General features: G+C 69.5%; 10 protein-coding genes. 6 read left to right on the top strand and 4 right to left on the bottom strand.

The window, feature by feature from the left end:
• Nucleotides 1-60 precede the first annotated feature (60 nt).
• Nucleotides 61-2223 carry an OmpA family protein gene (locus FPV16_RS09700; RefSeq protein ID WP_227437995.1) on the bottom strand — a complete coding sequence of 721 codons (2163 nt, stop codon included), beginning with the start codon at nt 2221-2223 and terminating at the stop codon, nt 61-63.
• Between the two features lie 226 nt (nt 2224-2449).
• Nucleotides 2450-3469: a DUF2865 domain-containing protein gene (locus FPV16_RS09705; RefSeq protein ID WP_227437996.1), complete on the bottom strand. Its 1020-nt coding sequence runs from the start codon at nt 3467-3469 to the stop codon at nt 2450-2452.
• Nucleotides 3470-3620: 151 nt separating this feature from the next.
• On the opposite strand from FPV16_RS09705, the gene FPV16_RS09710 reads away from it, so the two are divergent.
• Nucleotides 3621-4157, top strand: a complete 537-nt coding sequence (locus FPV16_RS09710; protein ID WP_227438007.1) for a CreA family protein — start codon at nt 3621-3623, stop codon at nt 4155-4157.
• A gap of 82 nt (nt 4158-4239) precedes the next feature.
• Here the strand turns inward: FPV16_RS09710 and FPV16_RS09715 are convergent, their stop codons facing one another.
• Nucleotides 4240-4581, bottom strand: a complete 342-nt coding sequence (locus FPV16_RS09715) for a hypothetical protein (protein WP_227437997.1) — start codon at nt 4579-4581, stop codon at nt 4240-4242.
• 369 nt (nt 4582-4950) lie between these two features.
• On the opposite strand from FPV16_RS09715, the gene cysS reads away from it, so the two are divergent.
• The 5 genes from cysS (at nt 4951) to FPV16_RS09735 (ending at nt 8808) form a co-directional block, all read left to right on the top strand.
• Nucleotides 4951-6333, top strand: coding sequence for a cysteine--tRNA ligase (gene cysS, locus FPV16_RS09720; protein ID WP_227437998.1), 1383 nt, complete (start codon nt 4951-4953; stop codon nt 6331-6333).
• Nucleotides 6330-6947, top strand: coding sequence for a hypothetical protein (locus FPV16_RS09725; protein WP_227437999.1), 618 nt, complete (start codon nt 6330-6332; stop codon nt 6945-6947). Before cysS ends, FPV16_RS09725 begins: the two co-directional genes overlap by 4 nt.
• Nucleotides 6948-7322: 375 nt before the next feature.
• Entirely contained in the window at nt 7323-7604 is a 282-nt protein-coding gene (locus FPV16_RS09730) for a helix-turn-helix domain-containing protein (protein WP_319802230.1), read from the top strand.
• Nucleotides 7594-7719 (top strand): hypothetical protein, encoded by a 126-nt coding sequence (locus FPV16_RS26070; protein WP_264483770.1) that lies wholly within the window; start codon nt 7594-7596, stop codon nt 7717-7719. The genes FPV16_RS09730 and FPV16_RS26070 overlap by 11 nt, the downstream gene beginning before the upstream one ends.
• A gap of 174 nt (nt 7720-7893) precedes the next feature.
• Entirely contained in the window at nt 7894-8808 is a 915-nt protein-coding gene (locus FPV16_RS09735; protein WP_227438000.1) for a type II toxin-antitoxin system HipA family toxin, read from the top strand.
• Nucleotides 8809-8943: 135 nt separating this feature from the next.
• Here the strand turns inward: FPV16_RS09735 and FPV16_RS09740 are convergent, their stop codons facing one another.
• Nucleotides 8944-10143 carry a hypothetical protein gene (locus FPV16_RS09740; RefSeq protein WP_227438001.1) on the bottom strand — a complete coding sequence of 400 codons (1200 nt, stop codon included), beginning with the start codon at nt 10141-10143 and terminating at the stop codon, nt 8944-8946.
• Between the last annotated feature and the right edge of the window lie 113 nt (nt 10144-10256).

The raw sequence follows: 10256 nt of genomic DNA on the forward strand, positions 1-10256 counted from the left end.
GCCCGTGACGTCACGACAATGCGGCCAAGCTGAATTACTTGGCCGACTTGCCGGTACAACTTACTTGGGCGGCGCCTCGGCGGCCTCGCCCTGCTGCTGGATCAGCGGGGTGATGCGGCGCACCGTGACCCGACGGTTCTCCCGCGAGGCGTCCTGGGTGTTCACCTTGAGGGATTGCTCACCGTAGCCCTGGGTGGTGAGGTTCTCCGGCGGCACCTGGAAGTTCTGGCTGAGCACCGTGGCCACCGACTGGGCGCGACGATCCGAGAGCGACAGGTTGTCGACCTCGCTGCCCACCGCATCGGTGTAGCCCTCGATGAGGAACACTTCCTGCGGGTTGGCCTTCACCGCCTGGTTGATCGCCGCCGCGATGTTGCCGAGCCGCGAGGCCTGGTCCGGCGTCACGTCGAACGATCCGGTATCGAAGGTGATCGTGTCGATGTCGACGCTGCGCATCCGTGCCCGCAGCTGCGGGCTGTAACGCACCTGATCGAGGGTGTAGCGCCGATCCACCGCCGCCACCGGCGGGGCGGACAGGGCCTCGTAGACCTGCCGTTCGTCGGCGCCTTCGTAGTTCACCACGTAGCGGTCGCGGGGAATGCGGATGTCCGGCGGCGGCAGATCGACCACGTCCTCGTAGATGGGACGCTGCGGACCACCGAAGCCGTTATCGATGATCACGACCTCGCGCCCGTCGCGGAAGCGGCGCGAACGGCGCACGAGGCGGCCGTCATCATCCACCACGGTGACGATCTGGATGCCGCCCGGACGGTCGAGATAGGTGATCGTGTCGCCGCCACGGCGCTCGCTGCGATAGGCGCCGCGGTCGAGATAGCGGAAGCGCTCGTTCTCGTCGTGCCGGATGAAGTAATTGTCGCGATCCCGCACGATGATGCGGCCGGGCTCGCGGATATAGGTCCGCCCGCCTTCGTTGAACTCGCGCCGGTCGCGACGGACTTCGTCGTAGCTGCGCACGTCGTTGCCACGGAAGCCGCCCTCGACATAGCCGGGCCGGCCCGGACGGTTGAACACGTCGCGGCGATCACGCTCGTCCTTGCGCTCGAAAGCCTCGCGGCGTTCGCGGTCGCGCCGCTCGATCTCGCTGCGCCGCTCGGGATCACCCGCCGTCGGGCGGTTTGGGCTACCGGGCCGGTTGTCGTCCGCTCCGCGCCTGTCGTCCGGCCCACGCCGGTCGTCTGGCCCGCGCCGGTCATCCGCTCCACGCTTGTCGTCCGGCCCGCGCCGGTCATCACGGTCGCTCTTCTCCTGCGCCTGACCCGGCGGGACGAACGGCTTTCCCGGAACACCGGGGCGTGCATTGGGAGCGGGCTTCGCGTCGGGGGCTTTCGTCTCAGGTGTCTTGGCGTCCGGGGTCTTGGCGTCCGGCGTCCTGGCATCCGGTGTCTTGCCATCCGGAGTCGCGTCCGGCCCACCACGACGGACGGGATCGGCCTTGTCGTTCCGGTCCGGCCTGCCCTCACGCTCGGGCTTGTCCCCGCGGTCTGGCTTGCTGCTCGGATCAGTCTTGCTGCTCGGATCGGGTCTTTCGCCACGCTCGGGCTTGGCGCTCCTGTCCGGCTTGTCGCTGCGGTCTGGCCTTTCGGGCCTGTCCGGCTTCTCGTTCCGGTCGGGTCTGTCGCCACGCTCGGGGCGGGCGGGACGATCGGGCGTCGCGTCGCGCTCGGGAGCGGCCGGGGCACGCTCGCGCGGGGCCGGAGCTTCCTTCGGCGCCGGCTTGGCGGGGGCCGGATCGGGAGTGCGCTCGCGTGCGGCCGGAGGGGCCGGCCGTTCGGCCGGTGCGCGGTCGGGTTTTTCGGGACGCTCGGGGCGATCAGGACGCTCGGGGCGGACAGGCCGCTCGGCCGGGGCGCGCTCTTCTCGGGCGGGGGCCTTCTCCTGGCGCGGCTCGGGACGTTCGGCTCTCTCAGGGCGTTCGGCGCGCTCGGGGCGCTCCGCCCTGTCCGGACGTTCGGCGCGCTCAGGACGTTCGGCCCTGTCCGGGCGCTCTGCGCGCTCCGGACGCTCGGCTCTCTCCGGCCTGCCCGCACCGCCACGGGGGGCATCGCCGCCTCCGCGCGGGTCGCCGCGCTCGGCTCCCGGACCCGCCTGCGCGAGCAGCATCACGCCCGATCCGCCTGTGTGGGGGCTGGCCGAGAGCGGGCCCGATAGGATCAGGGCCGGTAGCATGGTGCTGGTCAGAAAGAGAAGGCGGGTGGTCCGCATGGATGGTCACTCACAAACGTGGATGTGGCCATCGGAACCGAATGGAGCCCGGATGGTTCCGGATTCCTTGCCGGACCGTCCGCCCGTGATCCGCAATCGTGACACGGAGTTGGCGGAGCTGATGGAGAAAGTCTTTCGCCCTCAGTCGGTTATGGGACGCGTCGCCGGGGTCGCTTGACGTCGCGACGGGAGCGGCGATTGTCGCTCGCCCGTTTGTGGATTTCCGTTAGGGCGCGGCGACGCGAGCCGGGACCGCGATCATGTTGGGAGCGATGATGCGGATCGCGGCGCGCTCGTCGCGGCCGGTGGCCGCCGCCTCCGCAGCCGCGCCGTCGCGGACCACGCCGCCATCGGACAGGATGGCGCCGTTCCGGGTCGCCGCATCGGCGGCGATGGCCGCCACGGTCTTGTCCGCACGGCCCGCGAGGGTGACGCGCACCTTCGGCCGCGACATCGCCTCGGCCTGCATCGGCGTCACGAAGATGTCGCCCTTGTGCCGGACGAGCATGCTCTCGGCCTTCACCAGGGACTGGGCCCAGGTCTGGTTCGCCTTCTTGCACGAGCAGTCCGGCGTGAAGCTCTTCTGGAACTTGAAGGCGTTGGCGAGCGAGACATAGGCGCGGCTGCCCTTGAGCGATGCGGCCTGTTTCAGCCCGTCATCGCCGTTGGGCATCGAATAGGCCACCGCCTCGGTGCCGGGGCACAGGGCCTGGCACAGCTCGTTGGCGCCCTCGCGCCCATCGGGCAGGTTGTTCATCGGGAAATAGGCGCCGTCGCAGGTCCGGACGCAGACCACCTGCGGCCCGCCCCGTCCGCGCTGCTCGCCCACCACGCCCGCCACGCCCTCCACGATCTTCGGACCGGTCTCGGCGCAGGAGGAGGCGATGGCGGCCGTGAGCTGGCGCCGCCGGGCGGCGGTGACTTCGCCGTTCTCGGCGCCGTAGCCGGCCTGGAGCGCCCGGATGCGCTGCTCTACCGCGCCGCATTGCGGGGGGCGTGAATCGAAGAACAGGAACTTGCCGCCCTCGCAGCTCAGGGTCCGGTAATAGGCCTCAAGCCGGCCGATCTCGTTCTGCAGGGCGCGCGCGGTGTTGGCGCCTTCGCTGAGATTCGCGAGTTCGAAGCGGTATCGCTGGCACTGGGCATTGGGTGCCTGCGCCTGGACGGCTGTCCCGAACGCGATGGCGGCCATGGCGGCGCCGAGCGTTGCGACGAGCTTGCGGATCTGTGGAGGGATCAGCGGCATGACCTGTCAGAAACGGGTGTGAAGCTGGGCGGTTCCGGCCCTCGGGCAGGGTACGGAAGAACGCCTTTGCAAAGGGTGTCTAACCGCCCTCGCCAGAGCGCGACAGTGTTCCCACATGCCCATCGGCAAACTTGAGGGGAATGATGTGATGATGTGTCTTCGGAGTTTCACAGGCCGCGTGGCGGCGGCGGGGTTGGCGGCGCTGGTGATGGGTGGGACGGCGGCGCGCGCCGACGATACGGACCGGATCTTCGACAAATCCACCGTGTGGCGTCCGCTTACCCCCAACGACAAGCTGGTGGTCTACGGCATCGACGACCCCGAGGTTGCCGGGATCGCGTGCTGGTACACGCAGCCCGAGAAGGGGGGAATCAAGGGCACGCTCGGTCTCGCCGAGGATGTCTCTGACATCTCCCTCGCCTGCCGGCAGGTCGGCCCGGTGTCGTTCAAGAATCCGAAGGACAAGCTCAAGCAGGGCGAAGTCGTGTTCAGCGAGCGGCGGTCGCTGATCTTCAAGTCGATGCAGATCGTGCGCGGCTGCGACGCGAAGCGCAATACGCTGATCTACATGGTCTATTCCGACAAGGTAATCCAGGGCTCGCCCAAGAACTCCACCACGGCGGTGCCGCTGATGCCGTGGGGCACCACCGAGGCGCCGCCCCGTTGCGGCGATTTCTTCAAGGGCTGATCCGGCCCGGAGGCGGCGCCGGCGCGAAGCCGGGCCGCCTCGAACCCGGAGAGGTCGGTCCCTGCGGGTCAGTCCCTGCGGGTCAATCTTTGCAGGTGATGCGGATCGGCGGTTCGACGGGCGTCCGCGTCTCCGGTTGGTTGATCGCACCGGTATGGTCTTCGGGGGCGGCAAGGCCGAAAGAGCCGGCCACCGCGAACCCTTGCGCCTCGCACCAGGCATCGGCCACGACCTGCCCGCAGGAGCCGCTGCCCGCCGCGAGGCATTCGCCGACGCCGTAGCCTTCGCCGGCGGGGATCAGGAAGGTCTTCTCCACCTGACCGGGCGCGCGGGCCGGCTTCTCGCCGTCATCGACGGCCAGGGCGGCGGAGGAAATGAGCGCGAGGGCGCAGAGAGCGCCGAGACCGGCAGCCGAGCGTCGCATGGGCAGTGACCTTGATGACGGGATCCGCGAAAGGCTGGATTCACCGGATGGGAGGATTCGCGTTTGGGAAAATCTCGGCCTCGTCGGTAAACAAATCCTTTCCGGATTGTCGCGACCTCGACCGAACCTCTCCCGGCGTCGTTCTCGAATTCATCACCGTTTTGGGGTAGCGCAGTTGGTCGGCAGGGTCCGTCGCCTCAATGCAACACGCACGGTGCTTGGCGTCCGGCCTGTCCGGTCATCGCGGTTGCGGGGCGCATGCCTCGCTCATCGTAAAAGTTGATCGGTTCCGGGGATTTAGGGCATGGGGACAGGTGGCCTCCGCAGGTGGCGGAGCCGTCGCGTCCCAGGGTTACGAAAGACGGTTTCATGGCGCCGATGTTGCGGCTCTACAACACGCTGACCCGCGAGAAGGCGCCGTTCGCGCCGATCGATCCGACGCATGTGCGGATGTATGCCTGCGGGCCGACGGTCTATGACGCCGCCCATATCGGCAATGCCCGGCCGATCATCGTGTTCGACCTGCTGTTCCGGCTGCTGCGCCACCTCTACGGCGAGGCGCAGGTCACCTATGCCCGCAACGTCACGGACGTGGACGACAAGATCAACGCCCGCGCGGCCGAGCGCGGCATCACCATCCGCGAACTCACCGACGGGACGCTCGCCGCCTTCCACGGCGACATCCGCGACCTCGGCGTGCTGATGGCCGAGGACGTGAACGTGGCGGGCGAGCGCCCGCGCTTCGTCGAGCCCCGCGCCACCGACCACATCGCCGAGATGCATGCCATCATCGACGGGCTGGTGGCGTCGGGCCATGCCTATGTGGCGGAAGGCCATGTGCTGTTCGACGTGCCGGCGATGCCGGATTACGGCGCGCTCTCGAAACGGCCCCTCGACGAGATGGAAGCCGGTGCACGGGTCGAGGTCGCCCCCTACAAGCGCTCGCCTCTCGACTTCGTCCTGTGGAAGCCCTCCAAACCCGGCGAACCGTCATGGCCTTCGCCGGCCGGCATCGCCGAGCCGGGGCGGCCCGGCTGGCACATCGAGTGCTCGGCGATGGCGTGGAAGCATCTCGGCCAGACCTTCGACATCCATGCCGGCGGCATCGACCTGATCTTCCCCCATCACGAGAACGAGGTGGCCCAGTCGCGCTGCTGCTTTGCCACCGACGTCATGGCCCATGTCTGGCTCCATAACGGCTTCCTCCAGGTGGAGGGGCAGAAGATGTCGAAATCGCTGGGCAACTTCATCACCCTACGCGAGGTGCTGAAGGACTGGCCCGGCGAGGTCGTGCGCCTCGCGATGCTGAAGACGCATTACCGCCAGCCCATCGACTGGACCGTGCGCGGGCTGGAGGAGGCGGCGAAGATGATCGACCGCTGGTACGGCATCGTCGGCGACGTGGCCGCCAGCGCCGAGGTGCCGGCCTCGGTGGTGGAACCGCTCCTCGACGATCTCAACACCGCTGCCGCCCTCGCCGAGCTGCACCGCCTCGACGACCCGGCGACGCTGAAGGCCGGGGCGGGTCTCCTCGGCCTCCTCGGGCGGACGCAGTCGGCGCGGGCGGACAGCGCCATCGCCGCCGCCGGCGTCGACGTGGCGGCAGTGGAAGCCGCGATCGAGGCCCGTCGCACCGCCCGCGCCGTCAAGGACTGGCCCGCCTCCGACCGCGCCCGCGACGCCCTCGCCGCCATGGGCGTCACCGTGAAGGACAACAAGGACGGCACGACCACCTGGACGATAACGAAATGATCGCCCCCTCGGATCGCCAGCCGATCGTCGTGGCCGATGCGGGTCCGCTGATCCGGCTCGCCGCGGCGGGCATCCTCGATACGCTGCGCGGTCTCAACCGGCGGATCGTACTGGTGGACCGGGTCGAGGAAGAAGTGGTCGGCGACCTCTCCAAGCCCTTTGCTGCCGAAATCGCCGCCTGGATCGACGGCCTCGGTGACGCCGCGCTCCGGGTCGAGACCGTGGTCGGCATCGGTGTCGCGGCCCTGCGCGCCCGGCCGCGGACTCCAGCAGGGGATGCCTTGCTGAAATCCGCCCTGCGCGATTCCGGCGAGCAGGCGCTGCGCGAGTTCGTGGCGCATTGGCATCCGGCCGAGGCGAGTTCGGCGGTCGTGCTCTACGAGGACCGGAAGGTCGCGACCCTGTTCCTCGACGTGGATTTCCCCGTGACGCTGATGACGACCCGCGCCTTCGTGGCGACGGTGACGCGCTGGGGCATCAATCAGGACGCGATCGCCGCCCTCGAAGCCATTTCCGGTCTCTATGACCTGAAGCCGGCCCTCGTCGGTGAAATCGACCCGAGCCAGCCCGGCGACCTGCGGACGTTGCCGCAGCCGATGCCGACGCACGAGTAGCAGGGCCGACGATCGACATGGGCGTGCTGCGATGCCCTCGTCGCCATGGCCGCCGTCAAGGACAACAAGGACGGGACCACAACCCGGACGGTGTCGAAATAGATGGGCCGGTGCCGGCGCGCGGCGGGGCGAGGCGGCGTTCCGCACCCTGCCCGCGAGCGGAGGCCGATACGGGGTCCGGTGCGGCCCAGGCGTTCGCCCTCCTCTCAGCCGTGGGCGGAGCATGCGGGGAACCGATCCAAACTCGACCGGCCGTCTCCCTGCCCCTGCCGGGCGGCATGATTTCATCTAAGCTGCCTGAGATGCAAGGATGGTGGCATAACGAACGAACGCTCGGCACACGCTCCCTTCGAGGTTTCGGAGGGGCTTCGCGAGATCGGGCAGGCCATCCGGGCCGCGCGACTGCGCCGACGTCAGCCCGCATCCGACCTCGCGTCCCGCGTGGGGGTCTCTCTCCCGACATTGCGCAAGCTCGAGAGAGGCGATCCTACGGTTTCGCTCGGCGTCTTCGCCAGGGCCGTCTGGACCCTCGGCCTCTTCCCGGCCGTCCGGCATGCGGTCAGCCCCGAGAACGATCACCGGGCCGCTTCCATCGAGACCAGCCGCCTTCCCAGCCGTGGGCGTCGCCCGCGCGACGTGAACCTCGATGACCTCTGACGTCTATGTCCATGTCCGCCGCGAGGACGGCGCCACGGACCTCGTCGGCCGCTACCGGCTCGTCGTCCCCGCGGCCAGTCGGTCCTACGGGGAATTCGCCTATGTCGGGTCCTGACTGAGGAACGGTCATGGCCGGGCTTTCGCCCTGGACCCGGACCACTTGCCGCTTCAGCCGGGGCCGTTCAGGAGCACTGGCCGCGGCCGACTTCCGGGCGTCCTGGCGGATGCCACCCCGGACCGTTGGGGGCGACGGCTCGTCGAACATCGTCGGCCTCACGATTCTCCCCCGATGATGCCGTCTGACTGGTTGCTCGCCCCCGGAGACGAGCGCGTCGGCTGCCTCGCCTTCTCCGAAACCCCGGCTCCCCCGTCACCGCGTCCGGGCTACGCGGCCACGGCCGACCTCGACAGTATTGCGGACGGGTTCGAGCGTCTGGAACGAGGCGAGGCGGTCGAAGGGCTGGCCGCCCGCCTCTGGACCGCGGGCATGAGCATGGGCGGCGCCCGACCGAAGGCCGTCATCGAGTCCGAGGGCGCCTTATGGATCGCCAAGTTCCAAAGGCGGGACGACACCTACGACCAATGCGGCGCGGAGCACGCGACCATGCGTCTGGCATCCCGTTGCGGGATCGACGCCACCGAAACACGGGTTCTCGCCGTCGGGCCTCGCAAGGTCGTCCTGGTGAAGCGCTTCGACCGCGCTGCGGCCCCCTACCACCCGACATGCCACTACATGAGCGGATTGACCGCGCTCGGATTGGAGGAAACCTCCGATTCTGGTTCCTACTCCGACCTCGCCATGTTCCTCCTCCGGCACGGCGCGCGGCCCGTGTCCGACCGTCATGAACTGTTCCACCGCATGGTGTTCAACGTCCTGTGCGGCAACCGGGACGATCACCTCAAGAACCACGCCTTCCTCCGATGCGGCGACGGATGGCGGTTGTCCCAGGCCTTCGACGTGGTCCCTCAACCGGATATGGATACCCAGCAAGCCATCGGCGTCGGTCGATCCGGGAGCTATCCGACCACCGGCTACTGCCTAGCTCGGGTCGAGGATTTCGACCTCTCGCGGGATGAGGCCCGAGACATCGTCGCCACCCTCGCCATCCGCATGCGCTCCTGGCGCGCCGACTTTGTTGCCGACGGTGTCGACGATGCGACGGTCGAGCGGCTCGCGCGGGCATTCTCGAACGAGCTCGACTGACCTCCCGCGCGGCGGGCGTCCGCCGAACGCGCTGAGGATGACCATCGGCCGGCATCAGCGCTGCTCAATGTAAGTCGATCTCATCGAGGTCCAAAATTAGGTCCGGGCTCATCCTCCCGCTTCATCGCCTCCGCCTCAGCGGCAGGGCCGGCCCGGATGGCAGTGCGGGTTCCCTCCCGATGGCGGAGCCTGTTTCTGCTGGCGCTGAGCCGCCTGTTGCTGCTGCTGTTGTTGCATCATCTGTTGCCGCTGGGCGGCCTGTTGCTGCTGTTGCTGGGCCTGCATCTGTTGACGCTGCTGCATCTGTTGTTGCGCCTGCATCTGCTGGCGTTGGGCCTGTTGCTGCTGCTCCATCTGCATCCGCTGCTGCTGGCGGTTCTCCTGGATCTGCTGGCGCTGCATCATCTGCTGCTGCTGGGCCTGACCCTGCTGGCGCCGGGCGGCCTGCTGCTGCTCCATCTGCATGCGCTGTTGCTGGCGGGCCTCCTGGATCTGAAGCCTCTGCTGCTGGCGTTGCAGGGCATCGGAATCGGGGCCGCGTCGCGGCGGCTGGCCGAGTGCCTCGCGATTGGGGTTGGCCGGCTCCCGTCTGGCGCGCTCCGGGCCGTTCGGCTCGACGCCCGGCCGGGCCACCCGATCATGGCCCGGACGCCCCTCGCGGGCGCGCTCGGCCCGCGGCTGGTCGAGGGCGGGACGCAGCTCCGGCCGTTCGGCTTTCGCGGCGCGGGCCGCCTCCCGGCGCTCGATCCGTTCCCGGCGCAAGGCCGCGCGGTCGGCGGGATCGGCGTTGCTGCGTCCGGCTCCGGGGCCGGCCGGGATCGCCGCGTCGGCCGGGTTGCGACGGTCGATGGCAGTCTTCCGGTCGGGCCCGGTCTTGCCGTCCCCCGGGCGCACGCGGTCCGGCGGTCCGCCGACGTCACCGGATGGGCGCGTGTTCGCCACCGGCCTCGTCGGCTCGGGCAGCGCCCTCGCGTCCGGCCGTCCGGCGTGCGGGGCAGGAGCGTTCACCGCAGGGAGCGGGCGGCCGATGCGGGGATCGTTCGGCCTTTCGTCGCGGGCGCCCGGCGGCAGGCCGGGGCGGTCGCGGCGAGGGCCGTCGGCGTTGGGGCCGGCGTCAGGACGGCCGGCGCGGTGCGACAGGGAGGGCGGCAGCGCCACCCGGGCGGCGAGAGCCGCCGCCCCGAGGCCGGCGGCGCCGCCCACCAGGGCCGCCGCCGAAGGTCCGCGCGGCCGCTCGATGACGCGCCGGTTGATCTCGTTGATCACCACCGTGTTGTGGATGTTCTGGTAGATGACGTTGTCCGGCGGCGCGACCAGATAGGCAGGCGCGCTCACATAGGCCGGAACCGGCTCGAAGAGGGGACGGGGAGGGCGAGCAGCTCGTCCTCGGGCGGCGGCGCCGCGATGTCCACGATATAGGCCGGGCGGGGTGCCAGCACGCCGGGGGG

It is taken from the genome of Methylobacterium sp. W2, assembly GCF_020662345.1.
In the GTDB taxonomy this organism is placed as follows: Bacteria; Pseudomonadota; Alphaproteobacteria; order Rhizobiales; family Beijerinckiaceae; genus Methylobacterium.